The 21,758-nt window shown below is 72.3% G+C and carries 25 protein-coding genes and 1 pseudogene; 9 read left to right on the top strand and 17 right to left on the bottom strand.

Annotated elements, in window-relative coordinates; genetic code table 11:
- The 8 genes from B1L11_RS49085 to B1L11_RS53145 all read right to left on the bottom strand — a co-directional run.
- The coding region (locus tag B1L11_RS49085; RefSeq protein ID WP_218671607.1) for a hypothetical protein at positions 1–183 on the bottom strand (183 nt) is incomplete at its 3' end.
- Entirely contained in the window at positions 180–1,751 is a 1,572-nt protein-coding gene (locus tag B1L11_RS39975) for an NAD(P)/FAD-dependent oxidoreductase (RefSeq protein WP_079320427.1), read from the bottom strand. The genes B1L11_RS39975 and B1L11_RS49085, both read right to left, overlap by 4 nt.
- Positions 1,739–2,329: a carotenoid biosynthesis protein gene (locus tag B1L11_RS39970; RefSeq protein WP_079320426.1), complete on the bottom strand. Its 591-nt coding sequence runs from the start codon at positions 2,327–2,329 to the stop codon at positions 1,739–1,741. The genes B1L11_RS39975 and B1L11_RS39970 overlap by 13 nt, the downstream gene beginning before the upstream one ends.
- A 474-nt stretch (positions 2,330–2,803) precedes the next feature.
- Positions 2,804–3,781: an aldo/keto reductase gene (locus tag B1L11_RS39965; RefSeq protein WP_079320425.1), complete on the bottom strand. Its 978-nt coding sequence runs from the start codon at positions 3,779–3,781 to the stop codon at positions 2,804–2,806.
- A gap of 4 nt (positions 3,782–3,785) precedes the next feature.
- Entirely contained in the window at positions 3,786–4,475 is a 690-nt protein-coding gene (locus B1L11_RS39960) for a dienelactone hydrolase family protein (RefSeq protein ID WP_306291766.1), read from the bottom strand.
- A 136-nt stretch (positions 4,476–4,611) separates the two neighbouring features.
- The gene (locus B1L11_RS39955) at positions 4,612–5,079 is read right to left on the bottom strand and encodes a DUF6157 family protein (protein WP_204049569.1); all 468 of its coding nucleotides are present in this window, start codon (positions 5,077–5,079) and stop codon (positions 4,612–4,614) included.
- A gap of 71 nt (positions 5,080–5,150) precedes the next feature.
- A complete protein-coding gene (locus tag B1L11_RS39950) occupies positions 5,151–6,950 on the bottom strand; it encodes an amylo-alpha-1,6-glucosidase (RefSeq protein ID WP_256863292.1) in 1,800 nt (599 codons plus the stop codon).
- The gene (locus B1L11_RS53145) at positions 6,944–7,363 is read right to left on the bottom strand and encodes a glycogen debranching N-terminal domain-containing protein (RefSeq protein ID WP_256863291.1); all 420 of its coding nucleotides are present in this window, start codon (positions 7,361–7,363) and stop codon (positions 6,944–6,946) included. The genes B1L11_RS39950 and B1L11_RS53145 overlap by 7 nt, the downstream gene beginning before the upstream one ends.
- A 120-nt stretch (positions 7,364–7,483) precedes the next feature.
- Between B1L11_RS53145 and B1L11_RS39945 the strand changes: the two genes are divergently transcribed.
- Entirely contained in the window at positions 7,484–7,684 is a 201-nt protein-coding gene (locus tag B1L11_RS39945) for a hypothetical protein (protein ID WP_079320424.1), read from the top strand.
- A 65-nt stretch (positions 7,685–7,749) separates the two neighbouring features.
- Here the strand turns inward: B1L11_RS39945 and B1L11_RS39940 are convergent, their stop codons facing one another.
- The 5 genes from B1L11_RS39940 to B1L11_RS39920 all read right to left on the bottom strand — a co-directional run bounded on the left by B1L11_RS39940 (position 7,750) and on the right by B1L11_RS39920 (position 10,768).
- On the bottom strand, positions 7,750–8,091 hold the full coding sequence (locus B1L11_RS39940; RefSeq protein ID WP_143737886.1) for a hypothetical protein: 342 nt from the start codon (positions 8,089–8,091) through the stop codon (positions 7,750–7,752).
- Positions 8,088–8,498 (bottom strand): hypothetical protein, encoded by a 411-nt coding sequence (locus B1L11_RS39935; RefSeq protein WP_143737885.1) that lies wholly within the window; start codon positions 8,496–8,498, stop codon positions 8,088–8,090. The genes B1L11_RS39940 and B1L11_RS39935 overlap by 4 nt, the downstream gene beginning before the upstream one ends.
- Positions 8,499–8,840: 342 nt before the next feature.
- Positions 8,841–9,500, bottom strand: a complete 660-nt coding sequence (locus tag B1L11_RS39930; RefSeq protein WP_079320421.1) for a fasciclin domain-containing protein — start codon at positions 9,498–9,500, stop codon at positions 8,841–8,843.
- A 262-nt stretch (positions 9,501–9,762) separates the two neighbouring features.
- Positions 9,763–10,176: a hypothetical protein gene (locus B1L11_RS39925; protein WP_079320420.1), complete on the bottom strand. Its 414-nt coding sequence runs from the start codon at positions 10,174–10,176 to the stop codon at positions 9,763–9,765.
- Between the two features lie 367 nt (positions 10,177–10,543).
- Complete coding sequence (locus tag B1L11_RS39920; protein ID WP_079320419.1) at positions 10,544–10,768, bottom strand: type II toxin-antitoxin system HicB family antitoxin; 225 nt, start codon at positions 10,766–10,768, stop codon at positions 10,544–10,546.
- A gap of 178 nt (positions 10,769–10,946) precedes the next feature.
- Here B1L11_RS39920 and B1L11_RS39915 point away from each other — a divergent pair, with 178 nt between their 5' ends.
- On the top strand, positions 10,947–11,174 hold the full coding sequence (locus tag B1L11_RS39915) for a DUF2945 domain-containing protein (RefSeq protein WP_079320418.1): 228 nt from the start codon (positions 10,947–10,949) through the stop codon (positions 11,172–11,174).
- Positions 11,175–11,273: 99 nt separating this feature from the next.
- Here B1L11_RS39915 and B1L11_RS39910 read toward each other — a convergent pair whose 3' ends face one another.
- Both B1L11_RS39910 and B1L11_RS39905 read right to left on the bottom strand, forming a co-directional pair.
- Positions 11,274–11,813 (bottom strand): DUF1062 domain-containing protein, encoded by a 540-nt coding sequence (locus B1L11_RS39910; protein ID WP_256863290.1) that lies wholly within the window; start codon positions 11,811–11,813, stop codon positions 11,274–11,276.
- A 449-nt stretch (positions 11,814–12,262) separates the two neighbouring features.
- Entirely contained in the window at positions 12,263–12,442 is a 180-nt protein-coding gene (locus B1L11_RS39905; protein WP_079320416.1) for a DUF4236 domain-containing protein, read from the bottom strand.
- A gap of 244 nt (positions 12,443–12,686) precedes the next feature.
- Here B1L11_RS39905 and B1L11_RS39900 point away from each other — a divergent pair, with 244 nt between their 5' ends.
- Positions 12,687–13,094, top strand: a complete 408-nt coding sequence (locus B1L11_RS39900; protein WP_079320415.1) for a four-helix bundle copper-binding protein — start codon at positions 12,687–12,689, stop codon at positions 13,092–13,094.
- Positions 13,095–13,327: 233 nt separating this feature from the next.
- Here B1L11_RS39900 and B1L11_RS39895 read toward each other — a convergent pair whose 3' ends face one another.
- Complete coding sequence (locus tag B1L11_RS39895) at positions 13,328–14,455, bottom strand: transposase (protein WP_256863289.1); 1,128 nt, start codon at positions 14,453–14,455, stop codon at positions 13,328–13,330.
- Between the two features lie 383 nt (positions 14,456–14,838).
- Here B1L11_RS39895 and B1L11_RS39890 point away from each other — a divergent pair, with 383 nt between their 5' ends.
- Positions 14,839–15,342: a MarR family winged helix-turn-helix transcriptional regulator gene (locus tag B1L11_RS39890; protein WP_218671606.1), complete on the top strand. Its 504-nt coding sequence runs from the start codon at positions 14,839–14,841 to the stop codon at positions 15,340–15,342.
- An 848-nt stretch (positions 15,343–16,190) separates the two neighbouring features.
- Here B1L11_RS39890 and B1L11_RS39880 read toward each other — a convergent pair.
- Positions 16,191–17,639, bottom strand: a complete 1,449-nt coding sequence (locus B1L11_RS39880; protein WP_079320412.1) for an amidohydrolase family protein — start codon at positions 17,637–17,639, stop codon at positions 16,191–16,193.
- A gap of 268 nt (positions 17,640–17,907) precedes the next feature.
- Here B1L11_RS39880 and B1L11_RS39875 point away from each other — a divergent pair, with 268 nt between their 5' ends.
- The 5 genes and pseudogenes from B1L11_RS39875 to B1L11_RS39855 all read left to right on the top strand — a co-directional run.
- Positions 17,908–19,089, top strand: a complete 1,182-nt coding sequence (locus B1L11_RS39875) for a CaiB/BaiF CoA-transferase family protein (protein ID WP_079320411.1) — start codon at positions 17,908–17,910, stop codon at positions 19,087–19,089.
- Entirely contained in the window at positions 19,082–19,927 is an 846-nt protein-coding gene (locus B1L11_RS39870) for a citryl-CoA lyase (protein ID WP_079320410.1), read from the top strand. Before B1L11_RS39875 ends, B1L11_RS39870 begins: the two co-directional genes overlap by 8 nt.
- Positions 19,920–20,783, top strand: coding sequence for an extradiol ring-cleavage dioxygenase (locus B1L11_RS39865; protein WP_079320409.1), 864 nt, complete (start codon positions 19,920–19,922; stop codon positions 20,781–20,783). Before B1L11_RS39870 ends, B1L11_RS39865 begins: the two co-directional genes overlap by 8 nt.
- Positions 20,780–21,139, top strand: coding sequence for a hypothetical protein (locus tag B1L11_RS39860; protein WP_079320408.1), 360 nt, complete (start codon positions 20,780–20,782; stop codon positions 21,137–21,139). Before B1L11_RS39865 ends, B1L11_RS39860 begins: the two co-directional genes overlap by 4 nt.
- 298 nt (positions 21,140–21,437) lie before the next feature.
- Positions 21,438–21,758, top strand: a pseudogene (locus B1L11_RS39855) (zinc-binding alcohol dehydrogenase family protein); the annotation flags it as partial.

Here is a 21,758-nt window from a genome sequence, read left to right as displayed (position 1 = left end):
GCCGGCGCGCGGGCGAGCCGTGCGAGCACACGACGGCGGCGACCGCCTGGGCGGCGGCGAGCACCCGTGCGGCGGCCCCGGCCCGCGGGCGCCGGCCGTCCCGTTCACCCTGGCCGCCTCGGTCGCCCTGGCCGTCCTGGCCGTCCTGGCCGCCTCGGTGGTCCTGGCCGCCCTGGCCGTCACCGTCCCGCCTCCTTCGGCCGCCGCGCGGAAGGGGGGAAGTCCCGGCGCACCAGCGCGGCCACGATCCGCCCGCCCATCGCCACCAGTGGCAGCCCGCCTCCCGGATGCGCGGACCCGCCGACGAGGTAGAGGCCGCGCCGGGGCCCCCGGTTGCCGGGACGGCGGAAGGGGGCGAACGGGCCGCCGTACGCGCCGCCGTAGATCGCCCCGCCCCACGCGCCGTACCGGTCGCGCAGGTCGGCCGGGGTCACCAGATCGAGGAAGCGCAGCCGTCCGGACAGGTCGTACCCCCGGCTCGCCAGCCGGTCGAGGACGAGCTCCGCGTACGCCTCGGGCGGCGTCGGCCAGCGCGCGGGGTCGCCGGCGGGGACGTTCACCAGCATGCTCCAGCTCTCCGCGCCCGCGGGAGCCTGCGTCGCGTCGGCCACCGCCGGGCAGCCGATGTAGACCGTGGGGTCCTCCGGCGGCCGCCGCCGGTCGAAGATGTCGCCGAACTCGCGCCGGTAGTCGGCCGAGAACACGACCGTGTGGTGCGCCAGGCCCTCGGTCCGCCCCTCCACGGCGGCGAGCATCAGGAAGGCGGACGACGACAGGCCGAGCCGGGCGATCCTGCGCAGCCGGGCACGGTCGGGCAGGAGCCGCCCGTAGAGGGAGGCCGCGTCGGCGTTGACGATCACGATGTCGGCCCCGACCGTCTCGCCGAGGGCCGTGCGGACGCCGCCGACCCGCTCCGCATCGGCGACGACCTCGGTGATCTCGGTCTCCAGACGGATCTCGACGCCCGCCTTGTCGAGCGACGCGGCCAGCGCGTCGGTGAGGCGGGGCAGCCCGCCCCGCACGTACCACCCGCCGTCACCGTGCTCGATGGCCGGGACGCAGCCAAGGGCGGCGGGCGCCCGGTAGGGGTTCGACCCGGCGTAGGTGGCGTAGCGGTCGACGTACTGGCGCAGGCGGGCGTCCCGGAAGAAGCGGCCCGCCAGACCATGCAGGGTGCGGCCCGGCGCGACCGCGAGCAGGTCGCCCAGCCGGGGGCGCGGGAGAGGCCCGCTCGGCTGCCCGCCCGCCGGTCCGCCCGGCCCATCTCCGGGCCGATCTCCGGGCCGGTCACCGGGCCGCCGACCCGCCGACGGCCGGAACGGCGGCTCGACGACGGGCCCGGACGGCGGTCCCGCGAAGAACGTGCGCGCGGAGGCGGCCAGGCAGCGCTCGGACCAGCGGTGGAAGGCCCGCCAGTTGCGGCCCTCGCCCGGCGCGAGCCGGTCCACCGCCTCCGCCGTACGCTCCGGGTCCCGATAGGTGGACAGCGTCGAGCCGTCCGCGAAGCGATAGCGGCACAGCTCGTCGAGTTCGAGCAGGTCGAGCGGCACGCCGAGGTCGAGGAAGAGGCCGGGCAGCGTGAGCAGCGAGGGGCCGACCGAGAACGTGAACCCGTCCCGCCTGTGCTCGGCCAGCTTGCCGCCGAGCCGGGGCAGCCGCTCATAGATCCGCACGTCGTGCCCGTCCCGTGCGAGCAGCAGGGCGGCCACCATGCCGCCGACCCCGCCCCCGGCCACGATCACCTCCGCCATGCGCGCCCCCACGCGAGCAGGGCGAAGGCGCCCATCGCGAGCCCTCCGGCGGCCGCAACGAACGGATCGGGCGGCCGGAAGACCACGGCGAAGCCGATGGTCTCCATCACCGCCATGACCGTGTAGAGGACGACGAGCCCGGTCGTCCCCGCCGCCCGGCCGCCCCGGCCGCCCGACCCCGGCCCGTGCCGGCGGCGGCGGGCACGGCCGGTGAGGCGGTCGAGAACCGCCATGACCAGGACGGAGACCAGCAGCCAGCCGGCGAAGTTGGTGAGCGGCACGCCGCGGTAGGGCCCCGGCTCCGCCCAGACCCACAGTCCGAGCCTGAGCATCTGCGGGTCGAGGAACAGGTCCCACGCGGTGAGCGCCAGCGCTCCGGCGAGGATCGGTGCCAGCCGGCCGCGCGGCGCCACACGGCGGGCGAGGGCGTGGGCGGCCAGGCCCATGCCGCCCCAGGCGAGGGCGACGATCAGCGGGACGCCGCCGGGCCGCGGCCACAGGGCGTCGGTGTAGCGGTAGCCGCCGAAGGGCAGGCCCGTCCTCGTGCCGATCCACTCGGCGACGTAACCGGCCGCCACGGCCGCCGCGAACGCGGGCGCAGCCCGGCGCGGGGTGTACGCCGGCCGCCGCGAAGGCGAGTGCGCTCACCGCGAGCAGGATGACGACCGCGGTGGTGAGGCGCAGGTCCTGGGGCCGCAGTCCCGTCGCGATCTGGGCGGCCACCATCGCGGCCAGCGCGACCACGCCGGCCGCGTTCAGCCACGAGCCACCTGGCAGCCCACACCGCCACCCTCCGGGCGGCCGGCCCCCGGGCAGCCACGCCCTGCGCAGGTAGCCGCTGCTCAGGCGGGCGCTGCTCAGGTCGGCGCTGCTCCGATGCGACCGGCCGGGGCGCGGCCCGTCCGGGTGCGGTCCGGGCCGCCCTGGAAGCGCGCCGTCAGCCTCGGCCGCCCTCTTCCGTGTGGTCTCCCACGTCTCCACGTAGGGTGATTCGAGCGGATCCCCCTGATCGGATGCGCGTCACCCCACGCGGGCGGGCGCCGGCCTGGTCGTCACCAGCGGTGGTGGACCTGCGGGCGGATCAGGTCGTCGTAGACCTCGCGGACCGTGTCGTGGGTCTCGGCCGGCAGCGGCGGGAACTGCGCCGCCGCCGCGTTGGCCTCGGCCTGCTGAGGGTTGCGGGCGCCGGGGATCACGACGCTGACCCCGGGCTGGTCGATGATCCAGCGCAGCGCGAACTGCGCCATCGTCATGCCCTCGGGCACGAGGCCGCGCAGCCGCTCGACCGCCTGGAGGCCCACGCCGTACTCGACGCCGGAGAAGGTCTCGCCGACGTCGAACGCCTCACCCTGGCGGTTGAAGTTGCGGTGGTCGTCCTCGGCGAAGACCGTCTGCGGGCCGTACTTGCCCGACAGCAGGCCGCTCGCCAGCGGGACCCGGGCGATGATGCCCACCCCGGCCTTCTCGGCAGCGGGCAGGACCTCGTCCAGCGGCTTCAGGCGGAAGGCGTTGAGAATGATCTGCACGGTGGCCACGCCGGGACGCGCGATCGCGGTCAGCGCCTCGGCCACCGTCTCCACGCTCACGCCGTACGCGGCGATGCCGCCCTCGGCGACCAGCGTGTCGAGCGCGTCGAAGACCTCGTCGGTCTCGAAGACGGCGCTCGGCGGGCAGTGGAGCTGCACCAGGTCGAGCGTGTCGACGCCCAGGTTGGCGCGGGAGCGGTCGGTCCAGGCGCGGAAGTTGTCCAGCGTGTAGACCTCGGGCGTCTGCTGCACCCTGCGGCCCATCTTCGTGGCCACGGTCAGGCCGGGCCGCTCCTTGAGCAGCTTCCCGATGATCTTCTCGCTGCGGCCGTCGCCGTACACGTCGGCCGTGTCGATGAAGGTGGTCCCGGCGTCGACCGCGGCGTTGAGCGTGGCCAGGGCGTCGGCCTCGCTCACCTCGCCCCAGTCGGCCCCGAGCTGCCACGCCCCCAGCCCGACGACGCCGACCTGCCTGCCCGTCCTGCCCAACACGCGCTGTTCCATGAGGTCAGATCGTAGCGGGGCAGCTCACGCGGGGGCCGTTCCACCCGCCAGATGGTGCAGGAACCAGTCGCGGGCGAGCCGCGCGACCGTCTCGAGCGCGCCCGGCTCCTCGAACAGATGCGTGGCGCGCGGCACGATCTCCAGCCGTACCGGCGCGGTGATCGCGCGCATCGCCTCCCGGTTGAGGTCGAGGACGACGGAGTCGCGCTCCCCCACGATCAGCAGCGTCGGCTGGCGCACCGAGCGGAGCGCGCCCGCGGCGAGATCGGGCCTGCCGCCCCTGGACACCACCGCCCCGACACCGCCGGGCCGCGTCGCCGCGGCGGACGAGCGCGGCGGCGGCGCCCGTGCTCGCGCCGAACAGGCCGACGGGCAGGCCGCCGACGACCTCGTCCTCCGGCAACCGGTCGGCCAGCGCGCCCACCCGGTCGGCGAGCAGGCCGATGTCGAAGCGCAGGTGGCCGGTGACGGCGTCGACGCGCTCCTCCTCCGCCGTGAGCAGATCGGCCAGGACCGTGGCCAGTCCGGCCCGCTGCAGTTCCCTGGCGACGTAGCGGTTGCGCGGGCTGTGCCGGCCGCTGCCGCTGCCGTGGGCGAACAGCACCGCTCCCCTGGCCTCCCGGGGAACCGCCACGTCGGCGTCGAGCACGACCTCGCCGATCGGGATCCGCACGCTGAGTTCGACATCGCTCATGACGCCCGCCCTCCCCCGGCCGCGCCCGGCTGAAGTCCGCTAACCGCCTACCCCGGGCCGGTCGAGGCAAACCGGGGACGGCCCGGCCTCTGCATGGGGAACGGGCGACGTCAGGAGCGGCGTGAGCCTCGCGACGTCAGGAGCGGCGTGAGCGCATCGCCTTGAGCACCCGCACGCCGCCGTCCGCACCGGCCTGCGCACCGGCCTGGGCACCGTGGGACGCGCCCTCCACCAGGCGCCGGTATTCCTCCGACTCCATGGGGCACAGCGCGATCCGGCCGTCCCGGTCGAACAGCAGCCCCCAGCCGTACCTCTTCGCCAGCGGCGACGACCTCAGGCATGCCTGGGAACGGGAGAAGAACTCCTTCCTGAGCTCCGCGCGCCGCTCGCCGGGCAGGTCCGCCGGCAGGTCCTGGCGGCGCAGCCAGGTCTCGAACAACACGTCCTCCTGCGTCAGCCCGTACGGCGCGCCGGAGATCAGCTCGTACTGGAGGACGGCGACGGTGGGCTTGCCGCCCCGGGCCCTGGGCACTTCCGCAGCGGTCACCGGGCAGTCGTCGGCGACCGCGATGAGCGTCGAGTAGTAGTTCAGGTCCTCGGCCATGGCTCCACTATGCCCGAGGCGATCGGCGCTCGCCCCGCTCCGGCAGCCGCCCCTCGCAAGGCCCGGCCGGCTCAGGGGGAACAGGGCCGGACGCCGGCGCTCGCCGGCGGGCGGGCCTCCGTGATGAGGCGCACCTCCTCGGGCAGGCCGCTCACGTACACCTCGCCGCTGTCCTCCCGGGCCTCCAGATCGACCCGCGCACCGGCGAGCGGAAAGCCGGAGATGCGCAGCTCCCCGAACCCCTTGGGCAGCACCGGCGCGATCCACACCTTGCCGTACGGCACCCACGGGTCGACGCGCAGCAGGAGCCGCAGGAGCTGGATCGGGGTGGCCGAGGCCCACGCCTGCGGGGAGCACGAGGTCGGGTAGGGCACCGGCACGTCGAACTCCGCCCTGTCGAACCCGCAGAAGAGCTCTGGGAGCCGGTCGCCGAAGGCGCGGGCGGCGTCGAGCAGGCCGGTGGCGACGCGCTGGGCCTCCTCCACGAATCCGTAGCGCATGAGCCCGGCCGCCACGAGCGCGCTGTCGTGCGGCCAGACCGACCCGTTGTGATAGCTCATCGGGTTGTAGGCGCCCATGTCGGAGGCGAGGGTGCGGATGCCGAAGCCGGTGAACATCCGGGGCGACAGCAGGTGCTCGGCCACGGTCCCCGCCTTGTCGCGATCGACGATGCCCGACCACAGGCAGTGGCCCATGTTGGAGGCGAGCGCGTCGATCGGGCGGCCATCGTGGTCGAGCCCGACCGCGAAGTAGCCGCGGTGGGGCAGCCAGAACCGTTCGTTGAACCGGGCGCGCAGCTCGGCGGCCCGTTCCCGGTAGCGCCGCTCGGTCTCGGTGTCGCCCGCCTCCTGGGCGAAGTAGTGGCGGGCGATGCAGGCGGCGTAGACGTACCCCTGCACCTCGGCCAGGGCGATGGGTGGCCGGGCGATCGTGCCGTCGGCGAAGTTGATGCCGTCGAAGGAGTCCTTCCAGCCCTGGTTGAGCAGGCCCTGGTCGGTCTTCCGCTGATACCACAGGAACCCGTCACGCATGCCGTACCGCTCGATCCACTCCAGCGCGGCGTCCGCGTGCGGGAGCAGCCGTTCCACCGCCGCCCGGTGCAGGCCCCAGCGGCGCAGCTCGCCGAGGAGGATGACGAACAGCGGGCTGGAGTCGACCGAGCCGTAGTAGGCGTGCCCGCCGGCCGACGTGTCGTCCTGCCGGGCGCCGTAACGCAGCTCGTGCATGATCTTCCCGGGCTCCTCCTCGGTCAACGGGTCGATCTTGGTGCCCTGCAGGGCGGCCAGCCGGCCGAGCGTGCCGTGCGCCAGTTCGGGGTCGAGCGGCAGGGCCATCCACGAGGTGAGCAGCGAGTCGCGGCCGAACAGCGTCATGAACCAGGGGGCCCCGGCCGCGACGGTGGGCGGCAGCTCGGGATGCTCGGGGTCGAACAGCCGCAGCGCGCCGAGGTCGTTGTGGGACTGGCGCAGGATTCCCGCCAGAGCGATGTTGGTCGTCGTCACCTTGGGCAGGCGCTTGTCCCACTCGAACAGCTGTCCCGCCCGCCGGGCCAGCGCGGGCGACAGCCGCTTCTCGGAATACCACGGCGCGGTCTCGACCCCGTCGATGATCGGGTTGGCGTGCAGGCAGGCCGCCCACTCCCCGCGCGGCGGCACCACCACGCGGAAGACGAGCAGGCGCGGGTTGACCACCGGCAGCACCGGGGTGCCGTCGGCTCTGGCGACCACCCGCACCCCCCTGCCCTTGCTGACGGAGAACATCCGCAGCGACCGCTCCTCCGCCGTGGTCGTCACGTCGGCCACCCAGTGCACCCGGTGGGTCTTCACCTCGAACAGGTCGCACACGTCGGAGCCGATGTGCAGGGTCACCATGCAGCCGGCCGCTCATGGGACATGTTGCGGATGGTGACGTCCTCCGACAGCCCGCCGCCGACGTACCGGTCGCGCACGACCAGCAGCGTGCTCTCCGCCTGCCCCGGCCGCGGCGCCGCCCGGCCGACGAAGGTCGCGTGGTACGGCTCGCCGGTCACCACCTGGAGCTCCTCGATCGGGCCGTCGTCGACGCGCAGTTCCCAGTGGGACAGCAGCCGGGTGTCGGCGTAGTAGATCCCCTGCGCCGCCCCGGGCAGGATGTCGCCGTTGCGGGCCGACACGCAGAACGATCCCCCGGCCACGAGCGTCATGGCGCCTCCACCGATGGCGCTGGGCTGCCCCTCGAACGTCCACCCGCTCGTCATGCCGATCACCCCGGCCCCGGTCCCCTCGGTCCCGACGGTTGCCCCCATACCCGGAGATCGAGCCGGTTTTCGCCGATTTTGCAGTCTTGTGTCCGCATTGGCTCGTCCCCAGGCTCGCCACTGACCCGTTTACCCGCCCGTGACCTGGCGTTTCCTACTCTTCCCCGCATGCGCAGGTGGGTGAGCTCGGAGGGGCACGAGGTGGACCCGGTCGTCATCGAGGGCCGCCCGCTGCTGCGCGTACGGCACCTGGGCTACCACATCGGCTACTGCGCCTCGGTCGCGGAGGTGGCGGCCCACGTCGATCTCGCCGACCTGGTGGAGGTCGTCGACCTGGGTCACGCCGCCAGGGCCCGCGGACAAGGATGAGGGGTGAGCCGGCCCGGCTCACCCCTCCGTCGTGCCACCGCGTCACCTCACCGCGGCGCGGGCGCTCAGTCCCAGCCCGGCATGTTCCAGAAGTCGTCGGCGGCCGCCTTGGGCTGCGCCTTGACCTGGGCCTTGGGCTTGGCCTTGACGGCGTGCTTCGCCTTGCCCGCCTTCGGCATGCCCCACCCCTGGAGCGGCCGCGCCCAGGCGCCGGCGTCCTCGTCGTCGGCCTGCTTGCTCGGCGGCTTGCCCGCGAAGTCGTTGCCGGACAGCTTGGTGTACGTCGGCTGGTTGGACGTGGGGTGAAGGAAGACGTCCTGCGGCGAGCGCTGGCTGTTGTTCTTGCCGGTGGCGGGCATCGTGAACATGGAGCCCGGCTGCGAGCCGTTCGCCTGGTTCCCGTTCATCGGGCCGCCGGCGGGCCTGCCGCCCACCACCGGGACGCCGGCCAGCGGGTTGCCCCCTGCGGGGCCTCCGGCCGGCTGCGTGCCGCCTGCCGGCTGTCGGCCGTGCCGCCGCCGGGCGCCTGCCTGCCGGCCGTCGGGCCCTGGGCGCTCTGGCCGTTCGCCGCCGGGCCGTTCGCCCGGTTGTCGGACTCGTCGTCCGCCGGGAAGAACGGGCCGACCTTCGCGCCCTTGTCCAGGATGTCCAGGGCCTTGGAGGCGACGAAGTCGGGCTCCTCCGGGTGGTTCATCGCCATGGCGGCGATCTGCTTGCCGGGCGACATCGGCTCCTTGGCGGACAGCGGAGCCGGATCCGCAGGCGCGGGACCGGACAGGAGAGCCGCGGCGAGTACGGCAGTGCAAAGAGGCATGAGAATTTCCCCCGAAATCTGATGGACGGTACAAGGACGAAGGTAAGCGCACGATGCCGGGCCATCACGGACCCGACGCTCAGTGTCCGGTCAAATAAGAGGATCAGCCGCTTCAGGACATAGGCCCCACGCCGCCCCTGCTCGCCACATGCGGAAACACCACCAGACGGGACCAAAAGGCCTGGTGGCCATAAAAGTCGGAATAGGCCCGGAGAAGGCGTACGTGCTTATTTATCGCTGAAGTGCCGGAACCGGGCGACGGGGCGTATCCCCGCGGCGAACAGAATGGGGGTGAGCCGCGAGCGGCTCACCCCCGTGAAGGTGTCTCAGGACGACGGCCGGTTACCTCGGCATGAGGACCTTGTCGACCTGGTAGACAGTGGCGTTGCTCGTCGCGATGTTCCCGCAGGTCACGGCGGCATCGTTGACCTTGAGGCTGGAGTCGGACCCCGAGACGGTGAGCTTGCGGCCCTCGAGGGAGGTCAGCTCGCCGTGCATGTCCGCCGGCGCCTTGCGTCCCTTGACCACGTGGTAGGCCAGCAGTCCCCTGAGCGACTTGCGGTTCGACATCAGCTGGTCGAGCTGGTTCTTCGGAATCTTACTGAACGCGTCGTTCGTCGGCGCGAACACCGTGATGTCCTGGGCGGAGTTGAGCGTCTCGGCCAGCCCGGCCTTCTTCACCACGCGCGCGAGCGTGGACAGCGACGGGATGTCGGACAGCGCGGTGCCGACCGGCACCTTGGCCAGCTCGGCGGGGCTGCCCTTACCCGAGGCCGGCAGCGAGGAGCATCCCGCCCCGACGGGCGAACCGGCGACCGACGGCGACGGGGTCGCGGAGGGGCTCTCGCTCGCCTCGGCGCTGGGGGTCTCGCTGGCCATGTCCGTGGCGGTCTCGTTGGCCGCGACCGGAGCCGCGGGGTTGCCGCCGCCCTGGCTACCGCACGCCGCGGACATCGAAAGCGCCGCGGTCAGGGCGGCAAGGGCGAGCAGACGGGTATTCATGATCGTGCTTCCTTAGTCGTGGAAAGGTCGTTGCTGGGTGGCGGGTCAGGTGCGTGATGAGACACGGAACGGACGCACCGATCGGTCCTGGGACCGGACGCGGTGCCGGGCGTGCCACCCGCACGACCGCCCGCGCCTTTTCGACCCCTGCGGACGGCGACACCGGAAGAGCCCGCCACACCGGCTCAGGACCGGTGTGGCGGGCCGTTCAGACGGGCCGGTCACACGGGCCTCTTCCATCAGGCCGTCTGGGGCGGGCCCATCAGTCGCGCGGCCGCTGATGCTGGCGTGGCCGGGCGATCGTCTTGTGGCGTGCCGTCTGCGGCGCCGCCTTCTGCTCCGCCCTTGGCTGCGGGTAGGACCTGGTCGACTGGACCCCCTGCACCGGGCGGAAGGTGAACGGCTGCGGCGCCTGCCCGGACTCGCCGGAAGCGAAGACGGGCTGGATGAAGACGTCGCGTGTCTTGGGATCGATCACCGGAACGTACCTGGTCTCGGACTCCGTCCCGGCCGGCCTGTCGCTCGCCGTGCCGCCCGCCGTCACGGCGGGCCGTCCGGCGGTGTCCGTACCCGGCCTGGTGGACGCGCCGGAGGCCCCGGGGCCGCTCGCCCCGGACGGCGATTCGGGAGCGGCGGTGCTGTCGTCGCGCCTGCCGTCCGTCCCGCTGGGAGCCATCCATGGCGGCGCCTGGGGGAGGGCGAACGGAAACTCCCCGGCCTGCGGCGCCATGCCGGGCAGCGACGCGAGTTGCGGCCGGCCCGTGGACGACGGCGCGGCGTTGTTGCTGTTCGTGGCGGCCCGTCGTCCCGGGCGGGGCCGGGTCCGGCGGCACGGCGGCCGGCCCGGAGAGCAGGGCGGCGGCCAGTACGGCTGTACAGAGAGGCATGAGACTCCCCCGAGGTCATGGATGGTACGAGCACGACGGTAAGCGCCGTGCCGGGGAGTGATCACGCATCCGACGACCAATGTCCGGTCAAGCATGATGATCGGGAGCTTCACCCGCAAAGATCCCATCGCGCCCGCAAGCGGCCTCGGTGCGGGCTCAGTCCGGCAGCCTGACCTCGATCGGCACCACGATCGGCGGGTGCGCGGGCGGGTGCGGCGCGGGCCGGCGCTCGAAGTAGTGCTCCAGTGCGCGCCGCAGCCGGTCGAGCGCCTCGTCGACCGTGTGTCCCTCGCAGGCCACCTCGACCTGGACGCACCGCGCGCAGTACAGGCCACCGTCCTCGGGAGTGACGGTCGCGGTCAGCCGCACGGTCCGTCCCATGCTCCCACCGTGCGCGGCAACGGACCGGGGTAATCCCGGCGCGCGGGCAACAGTGCGGAGATCCCCCACCGGGCCGGCTCCGGCTCGTACGCGCTTCGTCCCGGAATTTTGCCTGATAGGGAGGCATGCCGATGTCCCGTCGGGGGGACCGCGCGTTTCCCCGGGTAGGGCGGTGCGCATGGGCGAGAAGGACAAGAAGGAAGAGCCGTCGGTGGGCGACGAGGTCACCTGGAAGAGCCACGGCGGCGAGGCGGTCGGCAAGGTCGAGAAGAAGATCACCGAGCGCACGGAGGAGGCGGGCCGCACCGTGGCCGCCTCCCCCGAGGACCCGCAGTTCCTCGTGCGCAGCGACAAGAGCGGCGGGACGGCGGTGCACAAGCCGTCGGCCCTGCATCCGAAGGAGTGACGTGACCGCCGGCACCGCCCAGGGGCGACTCCGGACCGCCGGAGCCGCCCGTGGGCGAGGCGTGTTTCGCACGGATGCTTCGCAGGGATCGGCGCGCCGCTAGTCCCCGGGCATCACGGTGAAGGTGAACCCGGCGCTCGTCGGACGGCGCAACGGAACATCGCACTTGACCCGGCGCAGCACCTCGTTCCTGCTGAGGCCGAGCCCCTGCGCGATGAGCCGCTCCGGGCGCACCGGCACCGGATCCTCGAAGACGACCTCCACCTGGACCGGCCACTCCTCGTCGAGCCATGCCGACGGGATGTCCAGCCGCCAGGCCCCCTTCCAGTCCAGGGTGAAGCGGTTGCGCCGGGCGAGCAGCGGGTCCAGCAGCCTGGACGCCACCAGCTCCGGGTCGTTGGCGTGGTAGCCGTCGAGCTCGGCCGGATCGAAGGAGCCGGCCGGCGCTCGCTCGTGCACGGTGAGTTTGCTCGTCCGGCCGCAGGACACGCAGCGGACCAACAGCCACACGTCCAGCAGCTTTCCGTTGGCGTTGACGCGGAACCTGCCCTCGCCGGTGGTGGCCGACTCCGACCGGCAGTCCACGCATCGCAGCGACAGCAGAGGCAGCCTGGTCCGGCGGACGACCCAGGGCAGCACAGTATGAGGTTGTGAAGACATGATCTCTCTAGACCTGACACGAGGCCGATCGCGCGCGGCCTCAAACGCCGTATGACCGGGCGCATACGGGCAGCCCGGCAGTGCCGGCGGCAGGGCCGGCGTGAAGGTGAGCGGAAGAAGGTGTCAGGTCTAAAGAGCAGGCGGGGTCACGCGCGTTTGTCCTCTGTCCTCACTGCGACGGGGCCGCAGGCACCATACGGGAACCCGGAAGGAAGGCTCAAAGGGTTTTCCGCCGGCGCGCACCGGTCATCGAACGCCTGGCCAGGCCCCCTCGCCATCGGCGCCAGGTCCTTCCGCGCCGGAGTCCTGCCGTATTCCGGCCGCCCCAGCGGGGGGCCGCGACCCGCCGAAGCAGGGCACTTCGAGCGAGGTCGGTAGCGCGGGCGCGCTCCGGGGGTCGCGCCCGCCGTGCCGGCCGTCTCCTGCCGCTAGTCGAGCGTCTTCTTCCAGTGGAAGCCGCCGGGCAGGTTCACGGTGAGGGTGCGCCGGCCGTCCGCCGTCTTGGTCACGCGGAAGGCGCGTCCGCCGAAGCTGTGCCCGACGCCGCCGCGCGAGAGGTTGAGCCTGAACGGTCCCATCTTGATCGATTTTCGGTAGCTCCAGCCCATGGTCCCTCCATGATTTCCGTGCCCCTGCGACTACCCGGGAAGACGATCAGCACACCGGCCGGCCGGATCAGCTCCGTTTACGACCGTGCCACTGGGTATGGCCCGAGACGCGGTGAGCTTTTCGGTCGTCAGGAACGCGATCCGATCGTCCGCCGGGCACCGGGGGGCTCACGGACCCGACCTCATCGGCGGGGTCTCCGCCTCCTCACGGAGACGTCCGCACGAGACCGGAAGGAGCGATGCCATGGGACACGCCGGAGTGATGCTGGAGACCTATCCCGCCGACCTCGGCGGCGTGGACAGACAGGCGCTCGCGAACTGCATCGAGGCCTGCTTCGACTGCGCCCAGACCTGTACGGCCTGCGCCGACGCCTGCCTGAGCGAGCACGCGGTGGCGGAACTCGTCCGCTGCATCCGCACCAACCTCGACTGCGCCGACATCTGCGCGACCACGGGCCGGGTGCTGTCGCGGCACACGGGCTACGACGCGAACCTGACGCGGGCCCAGCTCGAGGCGTGCGCGCAGGCGTGCCGCAGTTGCGGCGACGAGTGCGGCCTGCACGCCCACGTGCACGAGCACTGCCGGGTCTGCGCAGAGGCGTGCCGGCGCTGCGCCCAGGCCTGCAACGAGTTGCTGGCCTCGCTCGGGTGAGCGCGGCCACCCCGTGGCACCCCCGTGGCACCCCCTGTGGGTCTCCTTGTGGCGCGGCATCGCCCGCGCCGGCCGTACGCATGATTGCCGGTGCGATGACATGGCCGCGAGAGGGACCGTGTAAAAACGGTGCCTGTGACTCCTCCGCTACCCGAAAGGAGCGGCTTCTCGCTAGGCCGCTTCCGCAGCGTCGCGAAGGGCAAGCCCTGCCCTGAGAATGTTGGTGGCCGCGTTCACGTCGCGTGCGCGGTATGCCCGCACGCCGTACAGGCGAACTCGGCTTGGGTGCGGCGGTTGTCCTTCGCGCAGTGCCCGCACCGCGAGCAGGTGCGGGAGGTGCCGGCGGGGTTCACCGCGATCAGCTCGCGACCGGCGCTTTCAGCCTTGTGCGCGAGGACACGCAAGAACACCCCCCAACCCGCGTCCAGGATGCTCCGGTTCAGCCCCGACTTGGCAGCGACGTTCCGCCCGGGTCGTTCGATCGTGCCGGACGCGGACCGGGTCATGTTCGCGATCCGCAGGTCCTCATGCACGATCACGTCATAGTCGCGGACCAGGGTCAGCGCCGCCTTGTGCGCGTAGTCCAGGCGCTGCCTGCGCACCTTCGCGTGCAGTGCCGCCACCCGCGCCACCGCCTTGCGCCGCCGCCTGGACCCCCGCTTCTTCCGGGCCAGAGCCCGCTGGGCCACCGCCAGACGCCCGGCGGAGGAGGCCAGATGGCGCGGGTTGTCCAGGGAGTCACCGTCACTGGTCGTGACCAGCGACGCCACGCCCATGTCCACGCCCACGGCCGCACCCGCCTGCGGAAGCGGCCCGGCGGGCACATCGTCGCAGGACAGGATCACATACCAGCGGGTTCCTTCCCGTTTCACGCTGATCGTCTTCACCCGGCCTTTCACGGCCCGGTGTTGGTGGACCCGGACGTGCCCGATGCCCTGAAGGCGGACGTAGGTCGCGGACGGGTGCTCGGGCTGACAGTCCCACCGGCACCCATCGCCGTCCTTGGGCCAGGTCACCGTGTCGAACCAGCCACGCCCCTTGAAACGCGGGAACCCCGGCGTACGGCCCTCGCGGACCCGCGTGAAGAATGCAGCGAACGCCTTGTCCAACCGCCGCAGCGTAGCCTGCTGAGAGGAGAACGACCACCGGCCCTGACCGCCTGGGTCATCGGCGCGGATGTGCTTCAACTCGCCCGACTGGTCGCCGTACCGGACCGTCACCCCGGCTCTGCGGTAGGCCGTACGACGGTGCTCCAAAGCGGCGTTGTACAAAACCCGGTGATCCTCCAGGCACGCGGCAAGCGCGGCGGCCTGCTTACGGGTGGGGCGCAGCAGGAACGTGAACGACCGGCGCACACCCACCCCCCAGCGTTCCTCCCACGCTCCGTAATCAGACCACCACGGTACCGGAAGGCGCCGACAAAACCGGAGACAGGAAGCGCGGAATCACCGGTCAACAACAGCAGGCCATCTCCTCCGCGCGACTTCGACGGACGTGAGCTTCTGGTATCTCGACGAGACCAGCCCCGCCGGCCTGCAGCCGGAACGGCCGCCCGCGGTCCCCGCACCGCGTTGCACCCGAGGTGACACGTCCCCATCAGGGGTCGCCCACCTGACCAGTCACAGGATCACCATGAAAGCGCCGCCCATCCAATCCACTGGTGAAAGGCATCCGCGATGAACCCAGAAAGAACACCAGACAGGGACGGCATGCTTGAAGGCGACGGCCCCCTGCCGAGGTTCTGATGGCAATGGAAGCGGACGAGGAGCCGACCGGCGACGACCTGGAGGCCGTCACCACCGCCGTGCTCACCGCCTCGCGCGTGCTCGTCTCGATATCGGCGCGATCCCTCGCCGCCGCCGAGGACAGGGTGACCCTGCCGCAGTTCCGCATGTTGCTGGTGGTCGGCCAGGGCGAGACCAAGCTGGTGACGCTGGCGGACAAGCTCGGCGTGAACCCGTCGACCGCCATGCGCATGGCGGGCCGCCTCGCCATCGCCGGACTGCTGAAGCGTGAGGTGAATCCGCAGAACCGGCGGGAGACGCTGCTGCGGCTGACCGACAACGGACGGCGGATCGTGGACGAGGTCACCGCCCGGCGCAAGGAGGAGATCGCCGCGATCCTCACGCGGATGCCGGCGTCCCAGCGGCAGGCCCTCATCATCGCCATGCGGGAGTTCAACGAGGCGGCGGGCGAACCGCCCGCCCGCATCGCCTTCCCGCTCGGCTGGCCCGGCCCGTCCTCCTGATCCCCGCCTCACCCGGCCTCTCACCGCGCACACGGCGGCGACGGCCCTGCCCCGGCAGGCGGGCGGGCCCTCACCTCACGTACGAGTGCGGAGCCCGCGCGCCCCTTGCAGTCCGGCAGGCGGTGCGGATTCAGCAGCCGGATGCGGCGCAGGCGCCGGGGATGAGCCCCGGGGCTCCGTCGGCGCCCGACGGCACCTCACCCTGGTCCTGGCCGCCACCGCCCTTCGAGGCGCCGCCCGTCTTGCCCGACGAGCCGGTCCCGGCCCGGCCCGCACCGGAGCTCTTCCCCCCCGAGGAGGAGCCGCCGCCCCGAGGAGCCGGAGGCGGTGTCCGCGCCGCCCCCCGCCGGGCGCCTGCGCTCCGCCGGAGCCGTCCCCGCCCGGACCCGATCGCGCCCTGATCCCGCCGCGTCCTGATTCTCTGAGCCCTGGTCCGCCGGCCTCCGCGTCCTGTCCGCCCTCCGCGGCGAACCGGCGGCGTCGTCCTGGGCGGGGGCCGCCGACTGCCGCGCGCCGCCCGCGGCGGGCGGGTCCGCGGGGCCCGAGCCGCCGCGGAGCGCGAAGCCCGCTCCCCCGGCGGCCAGCACGGCCACCAGGGCCGCGGCGGCGATGACGACGGGCTTCCTGTTCCTGGTCGTGCGGGGCGGCTCCTCCTGACTGGAGAGGATCTCCTGCGGGAACCGATCATCCTGGCTCGTCTGTGACGGGACGCGCCCTTGCATGTGAGATAACTCCCAGCGGTCGTTTCGGGGGAAACCTCCACGGCTTCCGCGGGTGGCTGACCACCCTAACCCCACTGGTGAGCAAATTTCACATAGACGGCTAAACAATCATGAATTTCCGAGGGATCAACGGCTGTGCGTCGCGGCGCTGTGGTAGTCGGTGTACGTGTAGGGGTTGTCGAGGATCTTCGTCTCGGGGATGTCGGGGTTCATCCCCTTCTGCCACGCCTCATCGCCCAGCGTCGAGCGCAGGTACTCGACCGTCCGCTCCACCTCGCGGCGGGCCGCGGCGAGGTCCACGCCCACCAGGCGGTGCTCGTGCTTCACCACGCGGCCGTTCACGAGGACCGTGTGCACGTCGCCGCGCTGCGCCTGGAACGCGACGTGCCCGTACGGGTTGAGCAGCGGGAACGACACGGGCGACGCGTCGTTCTTGATGAGCACGATGTCGGCCTTCTTGCCCGCTTCGATGCTGCCGAGGTCGTCGGTCCGGCCGATGGCGCGGGCCCCGCCGCGCGTCGCCCAGTCCACGACCTGGTCGGCGCGCAGGCTGCAGTGGGTGACCGTCTCCCCCTTGGCGTGCGCCTCCATGTGCTCCCGGGAACGGTCGGCGCCGAGCGTGGTGCGCATCGCCGAGAACAGGTCGCCGCTCCACCAGACGCTGGTGTCCATCGACAGCGAGACCGGGATGTCGTGCGCGCGGATGGCCCAGGTGGGCGGGTAGCCCTGGCCCGCGCTCTGCTCGCTCTCCGTGGAGACCGAGATCGAACCGCCGGTGGCGGCGATGCGGTGGTAGGAGTCGGCCGACAGCGAGGCGGCGTGGACGTAGACCGTCTCGGGCGTCATGAAGCCGTTCTCGTACATGAGGCGGATGCCGTCGTCGCTGGTCGCGCCCCACACGCCCGCGTGGGTCGTGACGGGGACGCCGAGGTCGCGGGCCACCTCGAAGGCCGGCTTCTCGGGGAAGGCCGGGTCGCCGGTGACGTCGAAGGCGATCTGGAAGCCCAGCATGTCGTCGCCCGTGATGCGGCGCCGGACGAAGTCGCGGAACTCCGGCGCGCCGGTCCACTCGGCGGGCGGCGCCTGGATGTTGCCATAGGCCAGCACGAACCGGCCGGGCACCGCCTGCAGCGCGTCCACGGCCGCGTCGGCGTGGTCCACGGTCCGCAGCCCGTGTGACCAGTCCACGACCGTGGTGACCCCGGCGTCGATCGCCTCGATCGCGGCCAGCAGGTTGCCGGCGTGCACGTCCTCGGGCCGCCACAGCTTGCCGTACTCCAGGTAGTACCAGACGAAGTACTGCGTCAGCGTCCAGTCGGCGCCGTAGCCGCGCATCGCCGTCTGCCACATGTGCCGGTGAGTGTCGATCATGCCGGGCATGACGATGCCGTCGGTGGCGTCGACGACGACGGCGCCGTCCGGCGCGGGCAGGTCCGGCCCCACCTCCGCGATCCGGTCGCCGACGACGAGGACGTCGGTGCGGGGCAGCACGCTGTGCCCGTCGTCCATCGGCAGCACCGTGCCGCCACGCAGCAGCACGGGCCGGTCCGGCCCGAAATCGGTCGGCTCGCTCATCGTCGAACTCCTCACCTTCCCGCTGGCCGGGTCCCACTGGCCGAGCGCGTTCCACTATCTCCGAACAGTTGTCCGCTATACGGTCAGTGCTGCTTCCGCTGTTACTTTCGCGAGCACCGCCCCTGCTGTCAACCATGGGTTTCCCGCATCGTCTCGCGATGAAGAGCCGGTCTGGCATTTGACGAAGGGGTCGCCTGTGCCAGAATCGGCGTCACGGACTCATGTCCGTTCAGCGGACATTGCCGCGAAAGCAAGGAGGGGGAGCCGGATGACAGACGACACCGCGCCCGAGCGGGGAGGCGGGCCGCTGTCGGGCGTGCTGGTGGCCGACTTCTCGCGGGTCCTGGCCGGGCCGTACGCCACGATGCTGCTGGCCGACATGGGCGCCGAGGTCGTCAAGGTCGAAGGGCCCAAGGGAGACGACACCCGCACCTGGATGCCGCCGGTGCGCGGCGACGTGTCGACGTACTACCTGGGGGTCAACCGCGGCAAGCGGTCGATCGCGCTCGACCTGCGGGACTCCGGCGACGCGAAGGTGGCCCGTGAGCTGGCCCGCCGCGCCGACGTGCTGGTGGAGAACTTCAAGCCCGGCGGGCTGACCAAGTACGGCCTCGACTACGCCTCGGTGAGCGCGGCCAACCCTGGCGTGGTGTACGCCTCGATCAGCGGGTTCGGCTCCGGCGCGGGCCGCGACGTGCCCGGCTACGACCTCATGGTGCAGGCCATGTCGGGGCTGATGAGCCTCACCGGCGACCCCGAGGGGCCGCCGTACCGCGCGGGGATCTCGGTCTTCGACGTCATGGCGGGCAACCACGCCGCCATCGGCATCCTCGCCGCGCTGCGGCACCGCGACGCCACCGGGCAGGGCCAGCACGTCGAGGTCAACCTGCTGTCCTCGGCGCTGACCGGCCTGGTCAACCACAGCTCCGCGTACGTCGCCGGCGGCGTCGTCCCCTACCGCATGGGCAACGCCCACCCGAGCGTGTTCCCGTACGAGCCGCTGCCCACGGCCGACAACGACATCATCGTCGCGGCGGGCAACGACGGCCAGTTCCGCAAGCTGTGCGAGGTGCTCGGCATCCCGGAGATCGCCGACGACCCGCGCTTCGCGCGCAACGCGGACAGGACCGCGCGCCGCGAGGAACTGCGGCCCATCCTGGTCGGACGGCTGGCCACGCGCGGCGCGCTCGAGTGGTTCGAACTGCTGGTCGCCGCGGGAGTGCCGTGCGGCCCGATCAACACCATCGACGGCGGGTTCGCCATGGCCGAGCGTTTCGGGCTCGACCCGATCGTGGAGGTGGGCGAGGGCGACCGCGCGGTCCCGACCACCCGCCACCCGATCCGGTTCTCCGCGACCCCCGCCGCCTACCGGCTGCCGCCGCCGGAGCTGGACGAGCACGGGGACGAGCTGCGCGAATGGCTGATGCGGGAGGAGAAGGACGATGTCTGACCGGCCCGAGATGATCGAGCGGCCGTCGTATCCCACGGCCTTGGGGGCGTCCTCACTGAAGTCGATCACCCTGCTCGGCTGCGACCTCGCCGAGGACGTGATGGGGAAGATCGGGTTCGGCGAGCTCGCGTTCTGGCTCGCCGCCCAGCGGCGGCCCACGCCGGGCGAGACCCGGGTGTTCGAGGCCGTGCTCGCCGCGCTGGCCGACCACGGGTTCACCCCGACCGCGATCGTCACCCGGCTGACGTACCTGTCCGCGCCCGACTCGATCCAGGGCGCGCTCGCGGCCGGGCTGCTCGGCGGCGGGTCGCGCTTCCTCGGCGTGACCGAGGACTGCGGCCGGTTCCTGCACGAGGTGCTGGCGGCCCACGAGGGGCCACCGCCGTCCGACGACGCCGGCTGGGACGCGCTCGCCCTGGAGACCGTACGGGCCCGGCGGCAGGCGCGGCGGTTCATCCCCGGCCTCGGCCACCACGTGCACAAGGAGGGCGACCCCCGCACGCCCCGGCTGCTGGCGATCGCCGCCGAGGAGAACCTGTTCGGGCCGCACCTGTCGCTGTTCGCCGCGATCGGCCGCGTGCATCCCGAGGTTCTGGGCAGGAAGCTGCCGCTCAACGGCGCGGGTGTGTGCGGCGCGGCGCTCGCCGACCTCGGCCTGCCGCTCGAACTTCTGCGCGGTTTCGCCCTGCTCGCCCGTACGGCGGGCCTGATCGGGCAGCTCGCCGAGGAGCTGCGCCGCCCGGTGGCCAACGAGATCTTCCTGTCGGTGGACCTCAACAACCGGTCCGTCGACCCCGAGCCCTACGCCCCTGACGCCACTGGAGGTTCGCATGGCTGAACTGGTCGCGGTGATCGCGTCCACCCATCATCCGTTCTACTACCGCGCCAGCACCGCCACCGGCCAGGACCGCCCGCCGTTCGCCGACGAGTGGGTGCGCAAGGTCGAGGCGTTCCGGGAGACACTGACCAAGGCGCGGCCCGACGTGCTGGTCATGGTCGGCTCCGACCACTTCCACCAGCTCTGGCTCGACAACATGCCGCAGTTCCTCGTCGGCAAGGCGCCCTTCTACGACGCGAACTGGTACAACGAGGAACGCGAGTTCGGCCTGCCCCGCATGTTCTTCACCGGCCAGGAGGACCTGTCGGCGTACATCCTGCGGGAGGGCCTGGACGCCGGCTTCGACCTGGCCTTCTCCAACGAGCTGCGGATCGACCACTCGATCACCTGCCCGATCATCACGCTGCGCCCGCAGAACGACCTGCCGATCGTGCCGGTCTACACCAACATCTTCGCCCCGCCGCTGCCGCAGCCGAAGAGGTTCGTGCAGCTCGGCCGTACGATCCGCGAGCTGGTGGAGTCGTGGCCGGCGGACAAGCGGGTGGCGGTGATCGGCACCGGGCACCTGTCGCTGGAGCTCGGCGGGCCGCGCCAGTTCGGCCCGCACGGGCCCGATCCCGAGTTCGACCGCAAGGCGGTCGAGTGGATCTCCTCCGGCGACATCGAGGGCTGCCTGTCGGAGGTCACCCTCGACAGCCTCCACCTGCCCGGCAACGCCACCCACGGCTTCATGGACTTCATGCTGATGATGGGCGTGGCCGGCGAGGGCGCCAAGGCCGACTACGTCGACACCTACGACCTGTTCCACACCATGGAGGCCTACTTCACCTGGTATCCCAACGGAGGCGTGGCGTGAGCAAGTACCTGCTGAACAAGTTCCTGTTCACCGTCGACCGCGATCCGGAACTGGTCGAGCGCTACCGCGAGGACCCCCGCGGCACGGTGGAGTGGTGGGAGGCCGACTACGCCAACCGGTTGCTGAGCTGTCACGGCGGGGAGGCGTCGACCTGGCTGCGCTTCGAGGACGCCGAGCGCGAGGCCCTGGCAGGCCACGACTACCCGAGGCTGTTCGAGCTGGGCGCGCACCCGTTCCTCACGCTCACGCTGTTCATCGCGATGTTCGAGCGCGACCACGAGCCGATGGGCTTCCAGACCGAGTACGCCCGGCGGCTGGCCCACATGACGATGCCGTACCCCGACATCGCGACGTGATCGGACCCGCCCGCCGCCCCGGGGGCGGGCCGGGGCGGCGAGGCGCCGGGGCACGCCGTGCGGGGCGTGCCCGGCGGCCGTCCCCGATGACGACGTGCTTCAGCGGAAGGTGGGACATGCGCGCAGTACAGATCGTGGAACCCGGCAGGCCGCCGCTGGTGGCCGACCTGCCCGTGCCCGTCGCCGGGCCCGGCGAGACGCTGGTCGAGGTCGTCGCCGCGCCCGTCACGCCGCTCGACCTGCTCTGCGCGACCGGCACGTCCTACTTCGGCCGGCCGCGAACGCCGTACGTGCCGGGGTGCAGGGGGCCGGCGTCGCGGACGGGCGGCCGGTGTGGTTCGCGACCTCGGCCGGGATGGCCCCGGGCGACGGCAGCATGGCGCAGGTGGCGGCCGTGCCCGCGCGCGACCTCGTCGAACTGCCCGCGGAGGCCGACCCGGTCGCGGTGGCCGCGCTCGGGCTCTCGGCCGTCGCCGCGCACATGGCGCTGACCTGGCGCGGTGAGCTCGCCCCCGGCGAGCAGGTGGTGGTGCTGGGCGCGGGCGGCGTCGTCGGGCAGGCCGCCGTGCAGATCGCGCGCGTCGCCGGGGCCCGCAGGGTCGTCGCGGCGCCCGCTCCC

The sequence above is a fragment of the Microbispora sp. GKU 823 genome, assembly GCF_002027145.1.
In the GTDB taxonomy this organism is placed as follows: Bacteria; Actinomycetota; Actinomycetes; order Streptosporangiales; family Streptosporangiaceae; genus Microbispora; species Microbispora siamensis.
The sequence above is the reverse complement of the archived record's forward strand: the minus strand, read 5'-3'. Positions and strand labels throughout refer to the sequence as shown.

What these genes read in the sequence shown, in the direction of transcription:
- B1L11_RS39975 (WP_079320427.1), bottom strand. Translation starts at nt 1,751, where the DNA reads ATGGCGGAGGTGATCGTGGCCGGGGGCGGGGTCGGCGGCATGGTGGCC.
- B1L11_RS39965 (WP_079320425.1), bottom strand. Translation starts at nt 3,781, where the DNA reads ATGGAACAGCGCGTGTTGGGCAGGACGGGCAGGCAGGTCGGCGTCGTC.
- B1L11_RS39960 (WP_306291766.1), bottom strand. Translation starts at nt 4,475, where the DNA reads ATGAGCGATGTCGAACTCAGCGTGCGGATCCCGATCGGCGAGGTCGTG.
- B1L11_RS39955 (WP_204049569.1), bottom strand. Translation starts at nt 5,079, where the DNA reads ATGGCCGAGGACCTGAACTACTACTCGACGCTCATCGCGGTCGCCGAC.
- B1L11_RS39950 (WP_256863292.1), bottom strand. Translation starts at nt 6,950, where the DNA reads ATGGTGACCCTGCACATCGGCTCCGACGTGTGCGACCTGTTCGAGGTG.
- B1L11_RS53145 (WP_256863291.1), bottom strand. Translation starts at nt 7,363, where the DNA reads ATGGGGGCAACCGTCGGGACCGAGGGGACCGGGGCCGGGGTGATCGGC.
- B1L11_RS39945 (WP_079320424.1), top strand. Translation starts at nt 7,484, where the DNA reads ATGCGCAGGTGGGTGAGCTCGGAGGGGCACGAGGTGGACCCGGTCGTC.
- B1L11_RS39940 (WP_143737886.1), bottom strand. Translation starts at nt 8,091, where the DNA reads ATGAACGGGAACCAGGCGAACGGCTCGCAGCCGGGCTCCATGTTCACG.
- B1L11_RS39935 (WP_143737885.1), bottom strand. Translation starts at nt 8,498, where the DNA reads ATGCCTCTTTGCACTGCCGTACTCGCCGCGGCTCTCCTGTCCGGTCCC.
- B1L11_RS39930 (WP_079320421.1), bottom strand. Translation starts at nt 9,500, where the DNA reads ATGAATACCCGTCTGCTCGCCCTTGCCGCCCTGACCGCGGCGCTTTCG.
- B1L11_RS39925 (WP_079320420.1), bottom strand. Translation starts at nt 10,176, where the DNA reads ATGGCTCCCAGCGGGACGGACGGCAGGCGCGACGACAGCACCGCCGCT.
- B1L11_RS39920 (WP_079320419.1), bottom strand. Translation starts at nt 10,768, where the DNA reads ATGGGACGGACCGTGCGGCTGACCGCGACCGTCACTCCCGAGGACGGT.
- B1L11_RS39915 (WP_079320418.1), top strand. Translation starts at nt 10,947, where the DNA reads ATGGGCGAGAAGGACAAGAAGGAAGAGCCGTCGGTGGGCGACGAGGTC.
- B1L11_RS39905 (WP_079320416.1), bottom strand. Translation starts at nt 12,442, where the DNA reads ATGGGCTGGAGCTACCGAAAATCGATCAAGATGGGACCGTTCAGGCTC.
- B1L11_RS39900 (WP_079320415.1), top strand. Translation starts at nt 12,687, where the DNA reads ATGGGACACGCCGGAGTGATGCTGGAGACCTATCCCGCCGACCTCGGC.
- B1L11_RS39890 (WP_218671606.1), top strand. Translation starts at nt 14,839, where the DNA reads ATGGCAATGGAAGCGGACGAGGAGCCGACCGGCGACGACCTGGAGGCC.
- B1L11_RS39880 (WP_079320412.1), bottom strand. Translation starts at nt 17,639, where the DNA reads ATGAGCGAGCCGACCGATTTCGGGCCGGACCGGCCCGTGCTGCTGCGT.
- B1L11_RS39875 (WP_079320411.1), top strand. Translation starts at nt 17,908, where the DNA reads ATGACAGACGACACCGCGCCCGAGCGGGGAGGCGGGCCGCTGTCGGGC.
- B1L11_RS39870 (WP_079320410.1), top strand. Translation starts at nt 19,082, where the DNA reads ATGTCTGACCGGCCCGAGATGATCGAGCGGCCGTCGTATCCCACGGCC.
- B1L11_RS39865 (WP_079320409.1), top strand. Translation starts at nt 19,920, where the DNA reads ATGGCTGAACTGGTCGCGGTGATCGCGTCCACCCATCATCCGTTCTAC.